This is a genomic window from Tardiphaga sp. 841_E9_N1_2, from assembly GCF_051811065.1.
Taxonomy (GTDB): Bacteria; Pseudomonadota; Alphaproteobacteria; order Rhizobiales; family Xanthobacteraceae; genus Tardiphaga; species Tardiphaga robiniae.
The window spans coordinates 113,784-133,816 of sequence record NZ_JBPWQC010000001.1 but is presented as its reverse complement, the minus strand read 5'-3'; the positions used below and the strand labels follow the sequence as shown (position 1 = coordinate 133,816).

The following is a 20,033-nucleotide window of genomic DNA, read 5'->3' as shown; positions in this document are numbered from 1 at the left end:
ATTCGAGCCCTCATCTCGGATAATTGAATCGGATGGTTTAGGCCGTCTGAAAGACCGCCTCCGCTACTGGCGGGGGACCGAAGTTTTCGAGACCATTCATGAAACGTATTTCTCTGTCCCTGGCGACGATTCTGGCTGTTGCCGCTCTTCCGCAACTGGCATCCGCGCAGCAGCGTGCCGACTACGACGCCATGGTTGCCACCCATGCCCAGGCCAATGGCGTGCCCGAGGCGCTGGTGCATCGTGTGATCGTGCGCGAAAGCAAGTATCATCCCAATCTGATCGGCCGCGGCGGCACCATCGGCCTGATGCAGATCAAGCTCGCGACCGCGCGCGGCGTTGGCTACACCGGCACCGCCGAAGGCCTCCGCGATCCCAACACCAATCTCACTTACGCGGTGAAATATCTCGCTGGCGCCTATCGCGCCGCGAACGGCAATCACAACCGCGCGGTGTCCTACTATGCCGGCGGCTACTACTATGCCGTCAAGCGCCAGCGCCGCGAGGTTTCCGCGCCGCCGCATCAACCACTCTTCGCCAAGGATGCCGAGCGCCTCCACCTGCAAAACACGGCCAATGCCAACGCCCAGGCTCCGAAGCCGTAATTGTGCGTGATCGGGTGGAATCCCAAGGGATTACACGTCAAGGGATTCCCGGGGCGCGTTGACACGCCCATCCATAGGTTTACATTAGAGTCGTTCCGAGGGGGGCTCCGACGAGGAGCTGAGATACCGCAAGCTTGCACTTTTCCTGTTCCGGAAGAGACGCGCGAGACCGCGGTGACCCTTTGAACCTGATCCGGGTCATGCCGGCGAAGGGACAGGGATGTTTCAGGCTACGCAATCTCCGCGCGGGGACTCTCCCGTGGCGGGTCAATCGATATCAGTGATTGGCGCTGGCATTGCCGGCGCTTGGCAGGCGTTGATGCTAGCCAAGGCCGGCCACGCCGTGACGCTGCATGAGCGCAGCGATTCCAGCATGCGCGACGCCACCAGCCATTGGGCCGGCGGCATGCTGGCGCCTTGGTGCGAAGCCGAGGTCTCCGAGCCCGTGGTGTCGCGACTCGGCTTGCGCGCACTCGATCTGTGGCGCGAGGAATTGCCTGACACACCGTTCAATGGCTCGCTGGTCGTGGCGCATGCGCGCGACCGCGCCGATTTCGAGCGTTTCGCGAAAATGACCTCCGGCCATACGCGGCTGGATGCAGCAGGCGTCGCCGAGATCGAGCCCTCGCTCGAAGGCCGGTTTCGCGACGGGCTGTTCTATCCCGGCGAAGGCCATGTGGAGCCGCGCCGCGTGCTCCCGCAACTACACGCCCGGATCACCGCCGCCGGCGGCATCATCAAATACAACAGCGAGCAGCAGCCGAAGGACCTCGACGGCCTGGTGATCGATTGCCGCGGGCTTGCAGCACGTGATGATGCGAGCACGCCGAAGCTGCGCGGCGTCAAAGGCGAAATCATCATCGTCGAGACCGACGAGGTGCAGCTCTCGCGCCCGATCCGCCTGATGCATCCGCGCTGGCCGCTTTATGTGATTCCACGTGCGGGGAACCGCTTCATGCTCGGTGCGACCTCCATCGAAGGCGAGGACACCGGCGTTAGCGTGCGCTCTGCACTCGAACTGCTCGGCGCTGCCTATGCGGTGCATCCGGCCTTTGCCGAAGCGCGCATTCTCGAATTCGGTTCGGGCCTGCGCCCGGCTTTCCCTGATAACCTGCCGCGCATCGCGATCGACAAGAACACGATCGCGGTGAACGGCCTCTATCGCCACGGCTTTCTGCTGGCGCCTGCGCTGGCGGAGCTGACGCTCGCGTATGTGCAGCGTGGCGAGATCGACAATGAGGTGATGCAATGCAAGTGATCGTCAATGGCGAGCACCGCGAGATCGAGGCGTCGCATGTCGGTGCGCTGCTGCAGGAACTGGACTACGAAGGCACCCATTGCGCCATTGCGCTGAATTTCGACGTCGTGCCACGCAGCGCATGGGCACAGACGCCACTCAAGGCAGGCGACGAGATCGAGATCATCACGCCACGGCAGGGAGGCTGATTCTTGATGGTGAGTTTCTACGGCAAGGAATTCAAATCACGGTTGCTGATCGGCAGCGCGCTCTATCCGTCGCCCGCGATCATGCAGGACGCGATCCGCGCCTCCGGCGCCGGAATCGTCACCGTGTCGCTGCGGCGTGAATCAGCCGGCGGCAAGACTGGCGATGCGTTCTGGTCGCTGATTAGAGAACTCGACGTCACCGTGCTGCCCAACACCGCGGGCTGTCGCAGCGTGCGCGAGGCAGTCACGACCGCAAAGCTCGCGCGCGAATTGTTCGGCACCTCCTGGATCAAGCTCGAAGTGATCGCGGACAACGACACGCTGCAGCCCGATGTGGTCGGCCTCGTCGAAGCCGCCGATATCCTGATCAAGGACGGCTTCGAGGTGTTCCCCTATTGCACCGAGGACTTGAGCGTCGCGATGCGTCTGGTGGATGCCGGCTGCAAGGTGGTGATGCCATGGGCGGCGCCCATCGGCAGCGCACGCGGCATCATCAATGCCGACGCGCTGAAACTGATGCGCGACCGCCTGCCTGACATCACGCTGGTGGTCGATGCCGGTTTGGGCGCGCCATCGCATGCCGCCGAAGCGCTCGAACTCGGCTATGACGCCGTGCTGCTCAACACCGCCGTCGCGAAGGCCGCCGATCCCGTCGCCATGGCCAATGCCTTCCGCCTCGCCGTCGAGGCAGGCCGCACCGGCTTCGAGGCGGGCCTGATGGGCGCGCGCGATTTCGCTTCTCCTTCCACTCCAGTCATCGGGACACCGTTCTGGCATGCCGTATCCTGACCGTTTCTATCCCGTCGTCGACACCGTAGCCTGGGTGAAACGCCTCACGCAGCTGGGCGTTGGCACCGTGCAGCTTCGCGCCAAGGATCTCGACGACGACGACGCCACCACGCTGTTTCGCGAGGCGCTGACCGTGACCAACGGCACCAAGACCAAGCTGGTGGTCAACGACTACTGGCGCGTCGCCATCGACCTCAAGGCGCAGCATCTGCATCTCGGCCAGGAAGATCTGGCCGAGGCCGATGTTGCCGCGATCCGCAAGGCCGGCATCACGCTGGGCCTCTCAACCCATGACGAGGACGAACTTGAAACCGCATTAAGCGCGAAGCCGGATTACGTCGCGCTCGGACCGATCTTCTTCACCACGCTGAAATCCATGCGCTTCGCGCCGCAGGGCATTCCGAAAATCTCGGTCTGGAAGAAGCGCATCGGCACGCTGCCGCTGGTGGCGATCGGCGGCATCAAGTTCGAACAAGCCGCAGAGATCTTTGCCGCCGGCGCGGATTCCATCGCCGTCGTCAGCGACGTCACCCAACACGCAGATCCCGACGCCCGCGTCCATCAATGGCTTGGCGCATCCGCCAAAGCCGCCTGACATTTCAAGAACGACAACGGAGGATTAGTCCATGAACATCCGCTCCAATCCCGACACCACCCTGCCCGCCGTCACGACCGGCAACCTGCCTTCGTCGCGCAAGATCTACGCGATCCCGGAGAGCGCGCCGGACCTGCGCGTGCCGCTGCGCGAGATCATTCTCTCGGAAGGCGCCGGCGAGCCGAACCTGCCCGTGTATGACACGTCGGGTCCCTATACCGATCCGAACGTGCTGATCGACGTCAATAACGGGTTGTCCCGCGCGCGCCTCGATTGGGTCAAGGAGCGCGGCGGCGTGGAGGAATATCAGGGCCGCGAGATCAAGCCGGAAGATAACGGCAATGTCGGCGCAGCCCATGCCGCGAAGTCGTTCAAGGCCTATCACAAGCCGCTGCGCGGCACCGGCGATCACATGATCACGCAGTATGAATTCGCCCGCGCTGGCATCATCACCAAGGAAATGATCTATGTCGCCGAGCGCGAGAACCTCGGCCGCAAGGTCCAGCTCGAGCGCGCCGAGGCCGCGCGCGCCGATGGCGAGAGCTTCGGCGCCGAAGTGCCGCTGTTCGTCACGCCGGAGTTCGTGCGCTCGGAGATCGCGCGCGGCCGCGCGATCATCCCCTGCAACATCAACCACGCCGAACTCGAGCCGATGATCATCGGCCGCAACTTCCTCACCAAGATCAATGCCAATATCGGCAACTCCGCCGTGACATCGTCGGTCGAGGAAGAAGTCGACAAGATGGTGTGGGCGATCCGCTGGGGCGCCGACACCGTGATGGACCTCTCGACGGGCCGCAACATCCACACCACCCGTGAATGGATCCTGCGCAATGCGCCGATCCCGATCGGCACCGTGCCGATCTATCAGGCGCTGGAGAAGTGCGACGGCGATCCGGTCAAGCTGACCTGGGAGCTCTACAAGGACACGCTGATCGAGCAGTGTGAACAGGGCGTCGATTACTTCACCATCCATGCCGGCGTGCGCCTGGCCTATATCCATCTCACCGCCAACCGCGTCACCGGCATCGTCTCGCGCGGCGGCTCGATCATGGCCAAGTGGTGCCTGGCGCATCACCAGGAGAGCTTCCTCTACACGCATTTCGAAGAGATCTGCGACATCATGCGCAAGTATGACGTGTCGTTCTCGCTCGGCGACGGCCTACGCCCCGGCTCGATCGCGGATGCCAATGACCGCGCGCAGTTCGCCGAACTGGAGACGCTCGGTGAGCTCACCAAGGTGGCATGGGCGAAGGGCTGTCAGGTGATGATCGAAGGCCCCGGCCATGTGCCGCTGCACAAGATCAAGATCAACATGGACAAGCAGCTCAAGGAATGCGGCGAAGCGCCGTTCTACACCCTGGGGCCACTGACCACCGACATCGCGCCGGGCTACGACCACATCACCTCGGGTATCGGTGCGGCCATGATCGGCTGGTTCGGCTGTTCGATGCTTTGCTACGTGACGCCGAAGGAGCATCTCGGCCTGCCCAACCGCGACGACGTCAAGGTCGGCGTGATCACTTACAAGATCTCGGCGCATGCCTCCGATCTCGCCAAGGGCCATCCCGCCGCGCAGCTGCGCGACGACGCGCTCTCCCGCGCCCGTTTCGACTTCCGCTGGCAGGACCAGTTCAATCTCGGTCTCGATCCGGAAACCGCTGTCGCCTATCACGACGAGACACTGCCCAAGGACGCTCACAAGGTCGCGCATTTCTGCTCCATGTGCGGACCGAAGTTCTGCTCGATGAAGATCACGCAGGACGTGCGCGACTATGCAGCGACCCTCGGCGACAACGAGAAAGCCGCACTGAACCTCGGCGGCACGGCGTCGATGGGCATGAGCATGTCGGGCGTGATCGAGGACGGCATGGCCAGCATGAGCCAGAAGTTCAAGGACATGGGCGAGCAGGTCTATGTGCAGGCTCAGGCAGTGAAGGATAGCAACAAGGCGCTGTAAGCGCATCCCCTGCTTGCATCATCATGCCAGGACTTGGCCCGGCATCCATCTCGCCAAAGAAGGCCGGGCATTTGCCCGGCCTTCTTTCGTATCCAAACGTTGCAAAACTGGCCCGGTTCAAGCGCGGCGTATCCTTGCTTTTCGCAATTGACACCGGCGCGCTCCGCATTTTGTTTCACGCCGATGCAGAACAATCGCGCGCTATGATAACGTCCATCACTGAACGACGACACGGTCGGTGGAGGCCACAACCATGCATCACCTTACGCCTCTCTCTGGAATCGTCGGCGGCGCGCTGATCGGGCTCGCTGCCTCCATGCTGATGCTGCTGACCGGACGCATCGCCGGGATCAGCGGCATTTTCGGGGGGCTACTCCAGCCCGGTGCCGGCGATCGCGGCTGGCGCATCGCCTTCGTCGCCGGACTTCTGGCAGCGCCCCTGCTCGCTTCGCTTTCGGGCACACCATTGCCAGCACCAGCGATGCCAGCGAGCCTGATCGTCATCGTTATCGCCGGGCTTCTGGTCGGTTTCGGCAGCCGCATGGGCGGCGGCTGCACATCCGGCCATGGCGTATGCGGTATCGCACGCCTGTCAGCACGTTCAATCGTCGCCACAGCGATCTTCATGGCCGCAGCGATCGCCACGGTCGCCGTCGTGCGTCACGGTATCGGAGGCTGATGCAATGCTACTTGTTTTCGTCAGCTTTGCTTGCGGTCTCGTGTTCGGCATCGGCCTCCTGATCTCGGGCATGACGGACACCGGGAAAGTACTCGGCTTCCTCGATATCTTCGGGGCTTGGGACGCGACGCTGGCTTTCGTGATGGCCGGCGCAGTCGCGGTCACCGGTCTTGGCTTCGCACTGGCGCGGCGGCGCGGCACACCTGTCCTTGCCGCAAAGAACCTGTGGCCGACACGCAGGGACGTCGACACACCGCTCGTTATCGGGACCACGCTGTTTGGGATCGGCTGGGGCCTCCTGGGGCTCTGTCCTGGCCCCGCGCTGGTCAACCTCGCGGGGCTAGGCCGTCCGGTGATTGTGTTCGTCGTCGCAATGGCGGTGGGCATGCTCGGTCACGATGCATGGGGCACACGTCGCACGCTCATGCGACAGATCGAGAAAGCGTAGATTGGGTAACGGCCTGAACCAATCGTAACCTTGAAAGCGACCAATGCAGTACCCGCGGCATGGCGTCATAATCGGCGATCACTGGCTGTGCTCGCACCACTCCCCTATCCTCACTGACATCACAAGGCACGCGCGCCCTGTGCGCTTATCGACATGCCGGGTTCCAAGGCGTCAGGGGCAGACAAAGCGACTTTCTTTGTTGCAATATCCCGGCGGTACACCCAATGGTACCCATTGATTAACCTTTCGTTAACCAATCGCGCCCAACCTGCCGCAACGCAACGGCTGGGGGCTGTTCGTTCTCGATGTTGTTGCTTCGCGCAACGAAGCAGGCGTTGATCGGGAGATACCCATGATCCAGGAATCCCTTTACGAGTCCCTTCGCCGCCCGCGTGACGATTCGCCGGCTGAAATGGACATGTTTGCGCCCTCGTCAGATCCAAGCGAGGTCGTGACGATGCTGATCGGCGCGACTGTCCATGAGGTCGAACGCGAGTTGATGCTACAGACGCTGGCGCGCTGCGACGGCAATCGCACCCACGCCGCCCGCGTGCTTGGCGTCTCCGTCCGCACCATGCGTAACAAGATCAAACAGTATTCAGCGGATGGGGCCGACGTGCCGGGGCACGGCTAGCGCGCGGCGCTATTCCTGGAGCGCGCTGGTATCCAGCACCCATGTGGAGCCCTGCAGCCGGTCTTCGGTCTGCATCTCGACACCGACGAGATGCGCCTTCGGCTCAAAGCCGCGAATTCTGACAGTGAGCGGCCTGGTGAATTGCCATGCCTCGCGCGCCTGCAGCAGGCCATCCTGATACGACGCCAGAGCTTTTGAATCGCCGGCTTTCTTCAGTGCCTGCCATCGCGCCAGATTCGCGCGATCCTCGAACCAGATCGAATCCGGTTTTACCTGCATGGACGCCCCTAGGCGTATCTCGCCGGCATGCGTTGCGCTCGTGAGGGCCAACAAGGTCAGCAGCGCCAGATATGATTTCATATGTCGTCGCCCGTTGCCCTGATGAGAGCGTAAGTCGCCGCGGACCCCGTTCCGGTTCGACAGGGCTCGGCAATTCGCGGGCGCACCTTGCCTAGACCTGCTACGCTGGCCCGTCACATGAGCGCGAGGCCTGATCATGCCCATCCAGCACTTCCCGCCCCCTCCCGGAATCAAAGCGCCGCCGCTGTCCTATGCGGCGCGGGTCGGCGATCTCCTGTTCGTCTCCGGCATTCCCGGCTTCGACGCCAATGGCCAATTGCCGGAACAATTCGAGGCGCAGTTCGGATTTGTGGTGCGCACGATCAAACGAGTACTGAAGGATGCAGGCACCGACATCTCGCATCTCGTCAAGGTCAACGTGCTGCTGACGCGCGCGTCCGACGTGGCTCCCATGAATGCTCTGTATGCCGAAGCCTTCGGACCACCGCCCTATCCGGCGCGCACCACTTGCGTGGTCCAGGCGCTGCCCAATCCGGCGATGCTTATCGAGATCGAGTGTGTGGCTTCGCTACCGTAACGACGGTCATCGGCCGGCCATCGCATCCTTCACCGTCTCGCTGACGAAATCGGCGGCGCGGCGGAATGCGGTGTCAGTATCGCCGCGGAAGGTGACGGCGCGGCGCATCACCAGCTGCTCGCGCTCAACATCGAACAACTGCACCTCGCCCCATTGCACCAGCGTACTCATCTTGCGGATGCCGCCATAGACCAGGTAACGCGCACCGTCGCGGCGCGCTGCGGCGACGAGATCGTCGGGCGCCATGCTGACGGCAGTGCAGGCAGGCTGCGGACAGGCCGGGCGCACCACGCGGTAGTCGCGCTGCGCCAGCCCGTCGCGCAGCAGTGCAGCGAAGATGGTCATGCGGTCGCGATGCTGCGCGGATTGGTCGGCCTCCTCGCCGGAGGTGTCGCTATAGTCGAAATCGGCCACCGCGACGGCGAGCTGTCCGGCGGCCGGGGCCGGCGCAGGTGCGCCCAGCAACGCCACGGCGCCGCACAGCAACCACAGAACCTGCCCTCTCCGCATGTTCTCCTCCCTGATCTTCTGTTCGCCGCCACGCCAAACTGGCGCAGGTGCCAGCAGGTCGAGCGACAGCCGATGCTAGTCCGCATGTGGTGAAGCGCAACCGGCAATGTCTGTGGTGGCATGGCAGCAGCGGCGAATTGAAGCCGTCATCCATCCCCTGTTAAAAGCGGCCGGACAGAATCAATACGGAGTGTGAGGCGTGGCAAAAGATACGATCAGCCAAACCGGATTACGCGGCCCCCGCGGCGAACCGGGACTTCCCGGACCGCAGGGCCATCCCGGACGGCCGGGGCCGGACGGCGCGCAGGGCAAGCCGGGCCTGGCCGGCAAAGCCGGCGCCAATGGCAAGCCGGGGCCGCAGGGCAAGCGCGGCGAAGCAGGCCCCCAAGGTAAGGCTGGCGTCAATGGTAAGGCTGGCGCCGACGGCAAGCCTGGTCCGATCGGACCGCAGGGCAAGGCCGGGCCGCAGGGACCACGGGGTGAACAGGGCCTTCAGGGCAAGCCCGGCGTGCAGGGCGAAGCCGGGCCGCGCGGCGAGCAAGGTCCTCCCGGCGCGCTACCGAGCCTCGAGCAGATCATGCCGTGGCTGCACATGGTGTTCGACGCCTGGGAAGACCACCGCCAGATGCGCCTGCGCGAAGCGCAGGAGCGCGAAGAGGCCCTGCTGCGCGAGCAGCAGGAAGCCGTCGAACGCGTCGCCGCGATGATCGAGGCCGAAGCCGCCATCGCGGATGAGTCCGATGAAACCGACGACGGCAAGAAAAAGAAGAAGCGCAAGAAGAACAAGGACGACTAGCACCGCTGCGTCGTTCGATACGGACGCGCAACAACAGATCAGGCGACGCGCCGCAATGCCGGCCCGTCGCCTTTACTTTTTACATGGTCCGCTGCGGTGCGGTCTGCAGCAGATCCTGAAGCTGCTGTTTGTAGAATTTCGCACCGCCTGTCGTGAGATGACCGCGGGTCTCGGTGCTCGCCGGAATCAGCAGCATCTTCGCGTTTTTGATCCGCTTCAGCGCGACGTCCATCAGCCCGGTCTCCGGCGGATTGCGCTCGTCATCGGCAGCGTTGATCGCGAGCACGACGGATGTGATCTTCTCCAGACCTGCTGATGGATTGTAGTCGCGCGAGGATTCCCACTGATAGATGAAATCATTTGCATCGGCGACAAATGGCGCCTTGAGCCGGTCATCGACATTCTTGTCGGCGGCCTCGCCGGTTGGTGCCAGCATCTGATAGGCCAGCGTGCCGCCAGCTGTCGCGATGCCATACATCACGCTGGCAAATTTGATCATGCCAGGCTGCGATGTGTAGTTGCCGGCCTTGTAATCTGGATCGGCGCGCACGGTCTCGATCATCACGCGCCGCATCATCCAGTTGCGTGCGCTCATTTCCGTAGGCTGTGATGCCATCGGCACCAGAGCGTCCATCGCATCGGGATATTTAGCGCCCCAGATCCACGCATGCATGCCGCCCATGGAATTGCCGATCACCATCCGCACATGCTTGATGCCGAGCCCTTCGATCAGCAGCCGGTGCTGGGCATCGACCATATCGTCGTAATTGTACTTCGGAAATGCAGTCTTCATCCCGTCAGAGGGTTTTGACGATTTGCCGTGGCCGAGCGCATCGGGAATGATGATGTAGTATTTTGCGGCATCGAGCGGCTGGCCCGCGCCGAATAACTCACCCGCAAAAGCAGGCGTCAATATGCTCTGCGCCGAACCGCCGGTGCCATGCAGCACCAGCACCGGCTGGCCGCTCGGCTCGCCTACCGTGGTGTAATGCAGCTTCAACTCCGGCATCACATGGCCAGTATGAAACTTGAAATCCTTCGCGATCCAGTCGCCCTGCTTTGGCGCCGGATAATCAGCGGCGAACGCGGTCACGGCAGCAAGCGAAGCACATGTCACGACAGCAGCAGCGCACAACGCGCGCATAGAACGGCTGGGCATCGTCATCCTCCCCGGCGCAGCCATTTGATCGGGCCGCTTGACACAGATGCTAGCATGGCAGCGCGAGCCAGGAGACCAACAGATCGATACTGCAGCGCAGCGATCCCCAGCTCGTCGCGCCGGGTATAATCTTTGGGCAGGCGTCGCCGCCATAGCTCGGGCTTAATCATCGCAAGAATCCGAGTCGTCCCGTGCGGCACCCGGCGTCCGCGCGTGATGCAACACCGTGAGGTTCGCATGCGGGGATTGATTCAAGTGGTGCTGCTGGCAGCGCTTACCGTGATGGCGACGACCGCTCACGCCATCGATCGCGGCCAGTTCAACGATGTGCCCGACGATATCCGGAACTGGTTCAAAAGCGTCATCAGCCCTAATGGCGTGCCGTGTTGCGATATCTCCGACGGCCATCGCACCGAATATGACGTCCGCAACGGCTCCTATTGGGTGCCGATCGAAGGCATATGGACGGAGGTGCCGACGCGCGCCGTGATCCGCGATCGCGGCAACCCCGTTGGCGAAGCCGTCGTCTGGTATATGCGCCATCGCGGCGAGATCATCATCAGCTGTTTCGTTCCGGCTGACGCCGCGTGATGACGATCACGAAACGGTGCCAGGGTGCGGCCTTGCAATCCACAGGCAATCGGGCCCAATTTGAGGCTAATTCTGCGCGCGGCGCGTTAGGTCACTCTGGCCCCGCCGTCACCTCGCCGCGGGCGCTACAGGATAAAGAGAGATCGATATGACGGAAGTGACCTATGTGATCGTCGAGCATGATGGCGGTTGGGCCTATAAGGTTGGCGCCGTCTTCTCCGAGCCGTATGCGACGCACGCACTCGCCACCGCAGCCGCCAAGCGCGCCGCGGCCGAGCAGAGAGTGCCGGGACGCACCGAGGTGATCGCCTATGAGGACGAAAAAGGGCAGTGGCACGAGGAAACTGCCTCGGGCAGTGATCGTCCCAACACCCACATCATCGACAAGGCCTGATCGCGAAGACAGGTGAATGATCCAACTGACGTCAACGCGTCCAATGGCGCCGGCATTGCCGTATCTCGCCATGCCGGAGAAGTTGTTGCTCGTCACGCCCGCCTGGGTGCCCTTCGCGCGCGAACTCATCATCGCCGCGGCGTCATTGAAATCGCCGCATCGCTTGCACTTGTGACACGCACACGGTTGAATTGGTGGGCCGGCGTCATCAATTGGCCCGGGCCACACAAAGACGCCACAGACTCATAGCGAACGGGCCAAATCGACAAACCACATACGTTATGGAGTCACATGGTGACTCCGGCGTCGGTTGCGGTGCTGTCTGCGCGACTTTTCTGCAAGGCGCCGCCATGCTAGTTTTGCACCATCAAATTGCATCGGGAGAGCAGACGTGACCGACGTCGCAGCAGACGAACTCCGCACCATTTATCCAACGCCGCATCCGCGCGTGATCGCCAAGGCGCGACCGACGCTTGACATGCATTCCAGCAAGTTCATCTCGCTATCCCCGTTCTGCGTGCTTGCTTCGTCGGGTCCCGACGGGACTGTCGATGCATCGCCGCGCGGTGGCGGCGTCGGCTTCGTTCGGATTGCCTCGCCGACCGAATTGCAGATGCCGGATCGTCCTGGCAACAATCGCATCGATACGTTCCAGAATCTGATGGCGGGCAGCGGCCACGTGCAGCTGATCTTCTTCGTTCCGGGCATCGACGACACCTTGCGTGTCAGCGGCGTCGCCAGGCTGATTAAAGACCCGGAACTGATGGCGTCGATGGAGGAGTTCGGCAAGCTCCCGCGCGCGGTGTTGAGCATCACCGTGACCGAAGCCTATTTTCATTGCGGCAAGGCGCTGATGCGTTCGAAGCTGTGGTCGCCGGAGGTGCAGGTGAAGCGCTCGGTGATGCCGAGCATCTCGGAAATGGTTCACGACCAGACCAAACTCGGTGAACCGATGACCCAGGAACAGATCGACGTCGCCTATCGCCAGCAGCTGTAGCTCGTCGGCCTCGTCCGGAGCCAAAAGGAGCTCCGGCAGCCGCGGCCATCCACGCACAACCCCTATTTGAAATTATCACTTAAGGTTGTATAATGACGACGCTTGGGGAGAGCGTTGTGCGTGGCGTTGCGTTGATTCAGCTGATGACGGTCGCGGGCGTCATCCTAGGCGGCTGCGCGCGCGATCCATTCGTGACAGAACGGGACGAAACCTATGCGGGCGAATGGTTGATCCCGCACCAGATCGACCGCATCACCGGCGCCGAATTGCCCAGCGCCTATGTCTTTGCCGAAGCGTCAAACAGCAATGTGGATTTTCCACGTGTCTCGTCATTGCTGCTGACATGCATCGATGGCGCGCCGCTGATCCGCTTCGCCTTTGATTTCAAGATCGGCAGCAACCGCAACACGGTGCTCGGCTATCGCTTCGACGGAAAACCTGGTCACGACGACGTCGGCTCGCGGGTGGTGCGGGGAAACCAGATCATCGTCATCGAAGACAGGGCAGAGATCGCGACCTTCGTCAGCGAGCTTGCCGGTGCGAAGACGTTGTATGTCCGGATCAGGTCGATCAACGGGGGTCGAACGGCCGTAGAATATCCGCTGGAGGGATCGACTGCCGCGATCCGCGCGGCATTCTCCAAATGCGATATGCCTAAACCGCCCCTGCCGGAACAGGGGCGGACGACATTGTCCGGCGTCTATTGAGACGCCGGGGATGATCCTGGCCTAGAACTCGCTCTCAAGGCCACCCATGTGCTTCTGGGTGTAGAGATCGATACCGATCCGCTCGATCAGATCGAGCTGGGTTTCGAGGAAGTCGATGTGACCTTCCTCGTCCTTCATCAGCTTCTCGAACAGATCACGCGAGACGTAATCCTTGACGCCGTGACAATAGGTGGCGGCTTCTTCATACAGCGTGCGGGCACCGATTTCGGCAGCGAGATCGCATTCGATGATTTCCTTGACCGTCTGGCCGATGCGCAACGGATCGAGAACCTGCATGTTCGGGAAGCCGTCCAGGAAGAGAATGCGATCGGTAAAACGATCTGCGTGATTCATCTCTTCGATGGATTCCTTGCGCCACATCTTGGCCATGTCGACCAAGCCCCAGTGATTCAGGAGCCGGAAGTGCAGCCAATACTGGCTGATCGCGGTGAGCTCGCTGCGCAGGCCCTTGTTGAGGAATTCGATGACCTTCGGGTCGCCCTTCATGATGTTCTCCTGTCTGCTGAACCCGTCCGAAACAGGCCCTCGTCTGAATTTAGAATGTTTCTAAATCAGATTCACCGACAGGACAACCCTTCTTTGCTCAATTCGGCAAGGAGCGTGGAAAAGCTGGAAAGCTGTTGAATTTATAAGTGCTTAGGCTGCCGCTTCGATCGAGGCAATATCTGCCAGTTCGATATGCGCATGAGTTTCGGTGTGAGACTGCCCATGGGCCGCCGTATGCGGGCAGCCGGCACAGCAGGACTTGGCACAAGCGCCCAGCGCTTCGTCCATGATCTTCTTGATTGTCCGTACACACCGTCCGCACTGGGCGCTGCAACCGAGGCATCCATAGACCTGCCCCGGCGTACGCGGCGGACGCGCTCCGGCAACGGCACTACGGACATCATGGTCGGAAAAGACGTTGCAGGAACAAACGATCATGAGATGAAGGCGAACTCGCAGGTCAGGACCCCTCTTGGATATGTAAGAGGCCGCCCCGATGCAAAAGGAAAACGCCGACTTTGAAGCTATTCCAAACTACTGATCGCATGAGAGAAATTGGAACGAATCTAAAATTCGTCTGAACCTCGCAAGCGCCGTGATCAGATGACGGCTAGCCGACAGAATGCCCCTATCCAGCAACCGCCTGCGCCGTGGCATGCCCTTAGGGAGGGTCGCGGACCTCTGTTCGGAATGGCTTTAAGATCAAGATGTAACCTGGATCGCGCGGTCCCGTTCATTGATCATTCAAGTGAAGTATGAAACTTTTCGCGTCAGGCAGCGCTATGTGTGAGCGAAGCCCGATTGAGAAAGGGAATGCCATGAAGAAAACTCTGATGGCCATTGCCGCCGTTGCCACCCTGGCCGTTTCCGCCATGGCTCCGACATCGGCAAGCGCGCAGCACTGGCGTGGACATGGCGGCGGTGGCGCGGTGGCTGCAGGTCTGATTGGCGGCGCCCTGCTTGGCGGCGCAATCGCTGCCGGCTCGGGATATTATGGTCCCGGCTACGGCTATTACGGCCGTCCGGCCTATGTGGCCGGCCCGGGCTATTACGGCGACTGTTTCTGGCAACGTCAGCGTTTCTGGGACGGCTATGGCTGGCGCATTCGCCGCGTCCGCGTGTGCGGCTGAGATCGTACGATCTCCGGGATCATGCGATCTCTGAGATCACTCTGATCTCCTGTTACGCATCGGAAACCTACGACATTTCCAGTGCGTGATGCTTGCAATGGCCCGAAAAAACCGCTTTTTCGGATCACTGACTGGCTAACGTTTACATCGAATTGACGGTTGGGCGCTTCTAAGTGAGATCGTCAGTTCGAATCGCAGCGTGAGTAGACCTTTAACCGTGCGTCGCTTGCGGCGCCCTTCTGGAGAGACCTGAGATGAAGAAGACGATTTCCGCCTTGCTCGCCGCCGCGACGGTTGCCGGTTCGCTGGTTGCTGTTGCGCCTGCCGCAAAGGCCGACGGTGGCCGCATCGCCGCTGGCGTTGCCGGTGGCCTGATCGGTGGCGCTCTCCTCGGTGGCGCCATTGCAGCCAGCCGTCCGGCTCCGGCCTATGGCTACGGCTACGCCCCCGCTCCGGTGTATGTCGAACCGGAATGCCGTGTCGTCCGCCAGCGCGTCTGGGACGAATATCGCGGCGTCTGGCGTTCGCGTCCGGTCGAAGTTTGCAATTGATCTGATCTGACGACTGCGCATTCGCGCGCACGATCCAAATTCAAAACCCGGCCGTTTACGCGGCCGGGTTTTTCGTTGGGCGATTGAAGGTGCGACTATCTTGCGTTCATCGCACGCAACACCGTCTCGCTGGGCCAGCAATCGACCTTGAGGCCCGCTGACTTCTGATAGGCACCGAGCGCGGCACGCGTCTTCATGCCGGCCTTGCCGTCCATCTTGTCGGCATAGAGACCAAGCCTCGTCAGGTGCCGCTGCATGGCCTCGACATCGGTGCTGCGCAACTGGTTCGATGCCGACCACGGCGTAGCAAAGGGCTGCGCATTAGCCATTCGATCACTGAGATGGCCGACGAACAACACATAGAGATCGGAAAAATTGTATTCCTTGATGACGAAATAGTTCTTCGTCGTCAGGAAGGCCGGGCCATAGATGCTCTCCGGCTGCAGCAGCGATGCCGACTGCGCCTGCTCCGCCGCGCTGAGCTTCTCGCCACGGACCGGAATGAAGCCGGCACGAATCCACTCCCCAATCGGCCGGGTGACTTCTGGCACACCCATCGTACAGTCGGCATTGGCCGGCGCACGCACTTCATAGGCCCAGCGCAGACCGCGCTGCCAACCCTTGTTCGTGAGTTGCTGCGCCGCTGATGCCAGCGCATCCGGCACCGACTTCCAGATATCGACACGGCCGTCGCCGTCAAAATCGACGCCGTGCTTATCCAGTTCCGACGGCAGGAATTGCGTGAGCCCCGTCGCGCCGCCCCAGGACACGCGCAGATCCTTGCGCGATACGTCGCCGCGCTCGATCAGCTTCAGTGCCGCGATGAACTCGCCGCGATACTGGTCCTTGCGGCGACCGACATAGGCTTGCGTCGCCAGCACGCGAATGCCGTCATAGGGCAACGCATACCGACCGTAATCGGTCTCGCGCCCCCAGATCGCCAGGATGATCGTCGCCGGCACGCCGAAGCGCTGTTCGATGGCAGCCAGTGTCGCGCGGTGCTTCTGCAACAGCCGCTGCCCCTCACCCGCCAGCCGGATGACGCTGGCCTCCTTTACATAATCCGCCGGCACCTGCACGAATTCCGCCTGCGACGGCGCACCAGTCGCAGGACGGCCGGGCAAAATGAGATCCGGAAGCTTGTAGTCCGGCTCGAGCCCGCGTGTGACCTCATCGAAGGTCTTGCGCGAGATGCCAGCTTGTTGGGCTTCCGGCCAGAGCGAAGCAATGAAGGTGGTGAAGCCGGCGTCAGGTGCAGCAAGCAACGGAGCCGGCCCGATTATCAGGCACAGGACGACGACGACTGAGAGCGGTCGCAGTGTCGTCCACATGCCCGGCTTCAATTTCAATGCGCGTGGCCTCCATGGCCCTGCTTGCCGTGACCGTTTTCTGGCGAATGCGGAACAACTCCGTTCGAGAGCTTGTCCACATAGGCGATGCCAACGGCCGAGAGAATGAACACGATATGGATGATGGTCTGCCACATCACGCCGGTCTCGGTGTAGTTCGTCGTGCGCGCGCTGGTGCTTCCGAGATTGCCGGCCTCGATGAAGGTGCGCAGCAGATGGATCGACGAGATGCCGATGATCGCCATCGCCAGCTTGATCTTCAGCACGCTGGCATTGACGTGGCTGAGCCATTCCGGCTCGTCCGGGTGACCGTTCAGATTGAGCCGCGATACGAAGGTCTCGTAGCCACCGACAATCACCATCACCAGCAGGTTGGAAATCATCACAACGTCGATCAGACCCAGCACGACCAGCATGATCTGCTGTTCGCTGAAGTCGAACGAGTGTGCGATGAGGTGCCAGAGCTCCTTGAGGAACAGCACGACATAGACGCACTGCGCCACGATCAGGCCAATATAGAGCGGCAGCTGCAGCCAGCGCGAGCCAAAGATCAGCGCCGGAATCGGTCGCATCGCCCCGCCTTTTCCTCTGGGCGGCAATGGCGTTTCGGGCGTCATGGACATGGGGGGGCTCGCTATGGGTCGAATCGGAATGCAATGGAAGCGCCGATCTTATAACGGCGCGCTCTGGACGCGATGATGTCGTGAATGCGCGGCAACTGGCCGCATCAGCTATTTGACAGCGACAATGAAGATCCGCGGAAATTTCAGCAGAACCTTGCCATCCGCCTGCGGCAGATAACTGGCGGCGATGCGCGCGGTATACTCAGCGATGTAAGCCTTGCGCTCCGGCGGCTCCAGCGGATCGACGAACGGACGCAGCCCGGTACCCTTCACCCATTCCACGATCGCGGCGGCATCGGCCAATGCATGATAGTAGACGGTGTGCCAGATCTCGACCCGCGAACACAGCGGCTGCAGCGCATCGTAATAGGCCCCGGGCTTCGGCAGCGAGTCGCGCAGCTCCGCAGCCTTCGAGAGCTGCGCGCGCCATGGCTCGAGATAAGCGACCTCGCGCATCAGGATGTGCGAGGGCTCGTCGAGATTGTCCGGCATTTGCACGGCCAGCACGCCGCCGTCAGGCAAGGCACCGACCAGACGCTTCAGCTGCTTGATGTGATCCGGCACCCACTGAAACACGGCATTGGCAAACAAGACATCGGAGCCGGCCGGCGCTACCCAATGAGCGATGTTGGCTTCGATGAACGTCTGCGCGGGCAGACGTTCCCGCGCCTGCCGCAGCATATCGGCCGACGTATCGACACCGATGACCGACGCTTGTGGCCAGCGATTGACCAGAAGTTCCGTCGAGTTGCCAGGCCCGCAGCCGATGTCGACGACCTTGCGGGCATCGAGAAGCGGAATCTGCGCGAGCAGATCCCGTGCCGGCCTGGTTCGCTCGTCCTCGAACTTCAGATACTGCTGCGCGCTCCAGTCGGCCATTTGAGAGTTCTCCTCAGCGCGTCAGTTTCTTGTATTTCACGCGATGCGGGATGATCGAATCCTGCCCGAGCCGGCGCATCTTGTCCTTCTCGTAGTCCTGGAAGTTGCCTTCAAACCATTCAACATGGCTGTCGCCTTCGAAAGCGAGCATATGCGTCGCGATACGGTCGAGGAACCAGCGGTCATGGCTGATGATCACGGCGCAACCGGCGAAGTCTTCCAGCGCCTCTTCCAGCGCACGTAGCGTGTCGACGTCGAGGTCGTTGGTCGGTTCGTCGAGCAGCAGGACATTGGCGCCGGACTTCAGCATCTTGGCGAGATGCACGCGGTTGCGTTCACCGCCGGACAATGCGCCGACCTTCTTCTGCTGATCGCCGCCCTTGAAGTTGAACGACGAGCAATAGCCGCGCGAATTAACTTCCTTCTTGCCGAGCAGGATCAGTTCGTTATTCCCCGAGATTTCTTCCCAGACAGTCTTCTTGCCGTCGAGCGCATCGCGCGACTGATCGACATAACCGAGATGAACGGTCTCGCCGACGGTGATCGTGCCGCTATCGGGCTTCTCCTGGCCGGTGATCATCTTGAACAGCGTCGTCTTGCCGGCGCCATTGGCGCCGATGACGCCGACGATACCGCCGGGCGGCAGCTTGAAGGTCAGATCATCGATCAGCACGCGATCACCATAGGCCTTGGTGAGACCTTCGAAGTCGACGACGTTGTCGCCGAGGCGCTCGGCCACCGGAATGGTGATCTGCGCACCCTGGGTCTGCTTCTCGCTGGCCTTCTTGAGCAGCTCGTCATAGCGCTGGTAGCGCGCCTTCGACTTGGCCTGACGTGCCTTGGGCGACGAGGCGATCCATTCCTGCTCGCGTTCCAGCGTCTTCTGATGGGCTGCGTCCTCGCGGCCTTCCTGTGCCAGGCGCTTCTGCTTCTGCACCAGCCAGGACGAGTAGTTGCCCTCGTACGGAATACCGCGGCCGCGATCGAGTTCGAGAATCCAGGACGTCACATTGTCGAGGAAATAGCGATCATGGGTCACGATCAGGATCGCGCCGGGATAGTTGCGCAGATGGCCTTCCAGCCATGAGACGGACTCGGCGTCGAGATGGTTGGTCGGTTCGTCGAGCAGCAGCAGTTCGGGTGCATCAAGCAGCAGCTTGCAGAGCGCGACGCGGCGGCGTTCACCGCCGGAGAGCTTGGTGACGTCGGCATCATCAGGCGGACAACGCAGCGCGTCCATCGCCTGGTCGACCTTGCTGTCGAGATCCCAGAGGCCTTGCGCCTCGATCTCGTCTTGCAGCTTGGTCATCTCGTCGGCGGTCTCTTCCGAGTAGTTCATCGCCAGCTCGTTGTAGCGATCGAGAACAGCCTTCTGCTTGGCGACGCCAAGCATGACGTTCTCGCGGACGTTCAAAGACGCATCGAGCTGCGGTTCCTGTTCGAGATAGCCGACGCGCGCGCCCTGCGCGACCCAGGCCTCGCCGGTGTATTCCTTGTCGAGGCCCGCCATGATCTTGAGCAGCGTTGACTTACCGGCGCCGTTGACACCGAGCACACCGATCTTGGCGTCCGGGTAGAACGACAAATGGACGTTATCCAGCACCTTGCGGGTCGGATAGGCCTTGGTCAGACCCTGCATGAAGTAGACGAATTGGCGAGCCATCGTGATCCTTGAAAACCGTCGCGGGCGTGAAAAATGGGTTGTCGCTGATGTAGCGGCGTGGCCCCGAAAGGGCAACCGGGGGTCTTAAGGATTTGGTAACTCTGCACTTCTTCGAGGCAGCCATTATGACAATTAAAACCGCTT

27 protein-coding genes and 1 riboswitch are annotated in these 20,033 nt (G+C 61.7%); of the genes, 18 read left to right on the top strand and 9 right to left on the bottom strand.

Annotated elements, in window-relative coordinates:
* Positions 1-98: 98 nt before the first annotated feature.
* The 9 genes from AB8A50_RS00650 to AB8A50_RS00610 all read left to right on the top strand — a co-directional run bounded on the left by AB8A50_RS00650 (position 99) and on the right by AB8A50_RS00610 (position 7,156).
* Complete coding sequence (locus tag AB8A50_RS00650; RefSeq protein ID WP_439076411.1) at positions 99-605, top strand: transglycosylase SLT domain-containing protein; 507 nt, start codon at positions 99-101, stop codon at positions 603-605.
* An 88-nt stretch (positions 606-693) separates the two neighbouring features.
* Positions 694-838, top strand: a riboswitch (TPP riboswitch).
* Complete coding sequence (locus AB8A50_RS00645) at positions 826-1,863, top strand: FAD-dependent oxidoreductase (protein WP_439076410.1); 1,038 nt, start codon at positions 826-828, stop codon at positions 1,861-1,863. (Overlaps the previous riboswitch by 13 nt.)
* Complete coding sequence (gene thiS, locus AB8A50_RS00640) at positions 1,854-2,051, top strand: sulfur carrier protein ThiS (protein ID WP_068732274.1); 198 nt, start codon at positions 1,854-1,856, stop codon at positions 2,049-2,051. Before AB8A50_RS00645 ends, thiS begins: the two co-directional genes overlap by 10 nt.
* A 6-nt stretch (positions 2,052-2,057) precedes the next feature.
* Positions 2,058-2,840 carry a thiazole synthase gene (locus tag AB8A50_RS00635; RefSeq protein WP_184514638.1) on the top strand — a complete coding sequence of 261 codons (783 nt, stop codon included), beginning with the start codon at positions 2,058-2,060 and terminating at the stop codon, positions 2,838-2,840.
* Complete coding sequence (locus tag AB8A50_RS00630; RefSeq protein WP_439076409.1) at positions 2,827-3,435, top strand: thiamine phosphate synthase; 609 nt, start codon at positions 2,827-2,829, stop codon at positions 3,433-3,435. The genes AB8A50_RS00635 and AB8A50_RS00630 overlap by 14 nt, the downstream gene beginning before the upstream one ends.
* Positions 3,436-3,466: 31 nt before the next feature.
* Positions 3,467-5,395 carry a phosphomethylpyrimidine synthase ThiC gene (gene thiC / locus AB8A50_RS00625; protein WP_439076408.1) on the top strand — a complete coding sequence of 643 codons (1,929 nt, stop codon included), beginning with the start codon at positions 3,467-3,469 and terminating at the stop codon, positions 5,393-5,395.
* Between the two features lie 253 nt (positions 5,396-5,648).
* On the top strand, positions 5,649-6,074 hold the full coding sequence (locus tag AB8A50_RS00620) for a YeeE/YedE family protein (RefSeq protein WP_120289016.1): 426 nt from the start codon (positions 5,649-5,651) through the stop codon (positions 6,072-6,074).
* A 4-nt stretch (positions 6,075-6,078) separates the two neighbouring features.
* The gene (locus AB8A50_RS00615; protein ID WP_439076407.1) at positions 6,079-6,522 is read left to right on the top strand and encodes a DUF6691 family protein; all 444 of its coding nucleotides are present in this window, start codon (positions 6,079-6,081) and stop codon (positions 6,520-6,522) included.
* A 412-nt stretch (positions 6,523-6,934) separates the two neighbouring features.
* Complete coding sequence (locus tag AB8A50_RS00610; protein WP_439079894.1) at positions 6,935-7,156, top strand: helix-turn-helix domain-containing protein; 222 nt, start codon at positions 6,935-6,937, stop codon at positions 7,154-7,156.
* A gap of 9 nt (positions 7,157-7,165) precedes the next feature.
* On the opposite strand, the gene AB8A50_RS00605 is transcribed toward AB8A50_RS00610, so the two are convergent.
* Complete coding sequence (locus AB8A50_RS00605; RefSeq protein WP_439076406.1) at positions 7,166-7,516, bottom strand: hypothetical protein; 351 nt, start codon at positions 7,514-7,516, stop codon at positions 7,166-7,168.
* A 136-nt stretch (positions 7,517-7,652) separates the two neighbouring features.
* On the opposite strand from AB8A50_RS00605, the gene AB8A50_RS00600 reads away from it, so the two are divergent.
* A complete protein-coding gene (locus AB8A50_RS00600; protein ID WP_093760584.1) occupies positions 7,653-8,033 on the top strand; it encodes a RidA family protein in 381 nt (126 codons plus the stop codon).
* Between the two features lie 6 nt (positions 8,034-8,039).
* Here the strand turns inward: AB8A50_RS00600 and AB8A50_RS00595 are convergent, their stop codons facing one another.
* Complete coding sequence (locus AB8A50_RS00595) at positions 8,040-8,543, bottom strand: DUF2380 domain-containing protein (protein ID WP_439076405.1); 504 nt, start codon at positions 8,541-8,543, stop codon at positions 8,040-8,042.
* 199 nt (positions 8,544-8,742) lie between these two features.
* Here AB8A50_RS00595 and AB8A50_RS00590 point away from each other — a divergent pair, with 199 nt between their 5' ends.
* Positions 8,743-9,339, top strand: a complete 597-nt coding sequence (locus tag AB8A50_RS00590) for a collagen-like protein (protein ID WP_439076404.1) — start codon at positions 8,743-8,745, stop codon at positions 9,337-9,339.
* Positions 9,340-9,418: 79 nt separating this feature from the next.
* Here the strand turns inward: AB8A50_RS00590 and AB8A50_RS00585 are convergent, their stop codons facing one another.
* Entirely contained in the window at positions 9,419-10,483 is a 1,065-nt protein-coding gene (locus AB8A50_RS00585) for an alpha/beta fold hydrolase (protein ID WP_439079893.1), read from the bottom strand.
* A gap of 252 nt (positions 10,484-10,735) precedes the next feature.
* Between AB8A50_RS00585 and AB8A50_RS00580 the strand changes: the two genes are divergently transcribed.
* From AB8A50_RS00580 to AB8A50_RS00560, 5 genes are all read left to right on the top strand, one after another.
* Complete coding sequence (locus tag AB8A50_RS00580) at positions 10,736-11,089, top strand: hypothetical protein (protein WP_439076403.1); 354 nt, start codon at positions 10,736-10,738, stop codon at positions 11,087-11,089.
* Between the two features lie 148 nt (positions 11,090-11,237).
* Positions 11,238-11,483 (top strand): DUF2188 domain-containing protein, encoded by a 246-nt coding sequence (locus AB8A50_RS00575; RefSeq protein ID WP_068732250.1) that lies wholly within the window; start codon positions 11,238-11,240, stop codon positions 11,481-11,483.
* Between the two features lie 16 nt (positions 11,484-11,499).
* Entirely contained in the window at positions 11,500-11,658 is a 159-nt protein-coding gene (locus tag AB8A50_RS00570) for a hypothetical protein (protein WP_175367212.1), read from the top strand.
* A 216-nt stretch (positions 11,659-11,874) separates the two neighbouring features.
* Positions 11,875-12,480, top strand: a complete 606-nt coding sequence (locus tag AB8A50_RS00565) for an MSMEG_1061 family FMN-dependent PPOX-type flavoprotein (protein WP_068732246.1) — start codon at positions 11,875-11,877, stop codon at positions 12,478-12,480.
* 92 nt (positions 12,481-12,572) lie between these two features.
* Complete coding sequence (locus AB8A50_RS00560; RefSeq protein ID WP_439063313.1) at positions 12,573-13,187, top strand: hypothetical protein; 615 nt, start codon at positions 12,573-12,575, stop codon at positions 13,185-13,187.
* Between the two features lie 21 nt (positions 13,188-13,208).
* On the opposite strand, the gene bfr is transcribed toward AB8A50_RS00560, so the two are convergent.
* Together bfr and AB8A50_RS00550 are read right to left on the bottom strand one after the other, a co-directional pair.
* Complete coding sequence (gene bfr / locus AB8A50_RS00555) at positions 13,209-13,694, bottom strand: bacterioferritin (protein ID WP_068732242.1); 486 nt, start codon at positions 13,692-13,694, stop codon at positions 13,209-13,211.
* 150 nt (positions 13,695-13,844) lie between these two features.
* The gene (locus AB8A50_RS00550; RefSeq protein WP_068732239.1) at positions 13,845-14,132 is read right to left on the bottom strand and encodes a (2Fe-2S)-binding protein; all 288 of its coding nucleotides are present in this window, start codon (positions 14,130-14,132) and stop codon (positions 13,845-13,847) included.
* A 380-nt stretch (positions 14,133-14,512) separates the two neighbouring features.
* Between AB8A50_RS00550 and AB8A50_RS00545 the strand changes: the two genes are divergently transcribed.
* Complete coding sequence (locus AB8A50_RS00545) at positions 14,513-14,824, top strand: hypothetical protein (protein WP_068732237.1); 312 nt, start codon at positions 14,513-14,515, stop codon at positions 14,822-14,824.
* 254 nt (positions 14,825-15,078) lie between these two features.
* A complete protein-coding gene (locus AB8A50_RS00540; RefSeq protein ID WP_439076402.1) occupies positions 15,079-15,375 on the top strand; it encodes a hypothetical protein in 297 nt (98 codons plus the stop codon).
* Positions 15,376-15,470: 95 nt separating this feature from the next.
* Here the strand turns inward: AB8A50_RS00540 and AB8A50_RS00535 are convergent, their stop codons facing one another.
* The 4 genes from AB8A50_RS00535 to ettA form a co-directional block, all read right to left on the bottom strand.
* A complete protein-coding gene (locus tag AB8A50_RS00535) occupies positions 15,471-16,706 on the bottom strand; it encodes a lytic murein transglycosylase (protein ID WP_439076401.1) in 1,236 nt (411 codons plus the stop codon).
* 14 nt (positions 16,707-16,720) lie between these two features.
* A complete protein-coding gene (locus AB8A50_RS00530) occupies positions 16,721-17,347 on the bottom strand; it encodes a TIGR00645 family protein (RefSeq protein ID WP_439076400.1) in 627 nt (208 codons plus the stop codon).
* Positions 17,348-17,455: 108 nt separating this feature from the next.
* The gene (gene tam / locus AB8A50_RS00525; protein ID WP_184514614.1) at positions 17,456-18,226 is read right to left on the bottom strand and encodes a trans-aconitate 2-methyltransferase; all 771 of its coding nucleotides are present in this window, start codon (positions 18,224-18,226) and stop codon (positions 17,456-17,458) included.
* Between the two features lie 13 nt (positions 18,227-18,239).
* Entirely contained in the window at positions 18,240-19,889 is a 1,650-nt protein-coding gene (ettA, locus tag AB8A50_RS00520; protein WP_089267386.1) for an energy-dependent translational throttle protein EttA, read from the bottom strand.
* Positions 19,890-20,033 lie beyond the last annotated feature (144 nt).

Bases quoted from the DNA above. Each gene is read 5' to 3' on its own strand.
- AB8A50_RS00645 (WP_439076410.1), top strand. From the start codon at position 826: ATGTTTCAGGCTACGCAATCTCCGCGCGGGGACTCTCCCGTGGCGGGT.
- AB8A50_RS00600 (WP_093760584.1), top strand. From the start codon at position 7,653: ATGCCCATCCAGCACTTCCCGCCCCCTCCCGGAATCAAAGCGCCGCCG.
- AB8A50_RS00545 (WP_068732237.1), top strand. From the start codon at position 14,513: ATGAAGAAAACTCTGATGGCCATTGCCGCCGTTGCCACCCTGGCCGTT.
- AB8A50_RS00605 (WP_439076406.1), bottom strand. From the start codon at position 7,516: ATGAAATCATATCTGGCGCTGCTGACCTTGTTGGCCCTCACGAGCGCA.
- AB8A50_RS00585 (WP_439079893.1), bottom strand. From the start codon at position 10,483: ATGCGCGCGTTGTGCGCTGCTGCTGTCGTGACATGTGCTTCGCTTGCT.
- thiC (WP_439076408.1), top strand. From the start codon at position 3,467: ATGAACATCCGCTCCAATCCCGACACCACCCTGCCCGCCGTCACGACC.
- thiS (WP_068732274.1), top strand. From the start codon at position 1,854: ATGCAAGTGATCGTCAATGGCGAGCACCGCGAGATCGAGGCGTCGCAT.
- AB8A50_RS00635 (WP_184514638.1), top strand. From the start codon at position 2,058: ATGGTGAGTTTCTACGGCAAGGAATTCAAATCACGGTTGCTGATCGGC.
- AB8A50_RS00575 (WP_068732250.1), top strand. From the start codon at position 11,238: ATGACGGAAGTGACCTATGTGATCGTCGAGCATGATGGCGGTTGGGCC.
- AB8A50_RS00570 (WP_175367212.1), top strand. From the start codon at position 11,500: ATGATCCAACTGACGTCAACGCGTCCAATGGCGCCGGCATTGCCGTAT.
- bfr (WP_068732242.1), bottom strand. From the start codon at position 13,694: ATGAAGGGCGACCCGAAGGTCATCGAATTCCTCAACAAGGGCCTGCGC.
- ettA (WP_089267386.1), bottom strand. From the start codon at position 19,889: ATGGCTCGCCAATTCGTCTACTTCATGCAGGGTCTGACCAAGGCCTAT.
- AB8A50_RS00535 (WP_439076401.1), bottom strand. From the start codon at position 16,706: ATGTGGACGACACTGCGACCGCTCTCAGTCGTCGTCGTCCTGTGCCTG.
- AB8A50_RS00560 (WP_439063313.1), top strand. From the start codon at position 12,573: ATGACGACGCTTGGGGAGAGCGTTGTGCGTGGCGTTGCGTTGATTCAG.
- AB8A50_RS00595 (WP_439076405.1), bottom strand. From the start codon at position 8,543: ATGCGGAGAGGGCAGGTTCTGTGGTTGCTGTGCGGCGCCGTGGCGTTG.
- AB8A50_RS00540 (WP_439076402.1), top strand. From the start codon at position 15,079: ATGAAGAAGACGATTTCCGCCTTGCTCGCCGCCGCGACGGTTGCCGGT.
- AB8A50_RS00650 (WP_439076411.1), top strand. From the start codon at position 99: ATGAAACGTATTTCTCTGTCCCTGGCGACGATTCTGGCTGTTGCCGCT.
- AB8A50_RS00615 (WP_439076407.1), top strand. From the start codon at position 6,079: ATGCTACTTGTTTTCGTCAGCTTTGCTTGCGGTCTCGTGTTCGGCATC.
- AB8A50_RS00630 (WP_439076409.1), top strand. From the start codon at position 2,827: ATGCCGTATCCTGACCGTTTCTATCCCGTCGTCGACACCGTAGCCTGG.
- AB8A50_RS00530 (WP_439076400.1), bottom strand. From the start codon at position 17,347: ATGTCCATGACGCCCGAAACGCCATTGCCGCCCAGAGGAAAAGGCGGG.
- tam (WP_184514614.1), bottom strand. From the start codon at position 18,226: ATGGCCGACTGGAGCGCGCAGCAGTATCTGAAGTTCGAGGACGAGCGA.
- AB8A50_RS00580 (WP_439076403.1), top strand. From the start codon at position 10,736: ATGCGGGGATTGATTCAAGTGGTGCTGCTGGCAGCGCTTACCGTGATG.
- AB8A50_RS00610 (WP_439079894.1), top strand. From the start codon at position 6,935: ATGGACATGTTTGCGCCCTCGTCAGATCCAAGCGAGGTCGTGACGATG.
- AB8A50_RS00620 (WP_120289016.1), top strand. From the start codon at position 5,649: ATGCATCACCTTACGCCTCTCTCTGGAATCGTCGGCGGCGCGCTGATC.
- AB8A50_RS00550 (WP_068732239.1), bottom strand. From the start codon at position 14,132: ATGATCGTTTGTTCCTGCAACGTCTTTTCCGACCATGATGTCCGTAGT.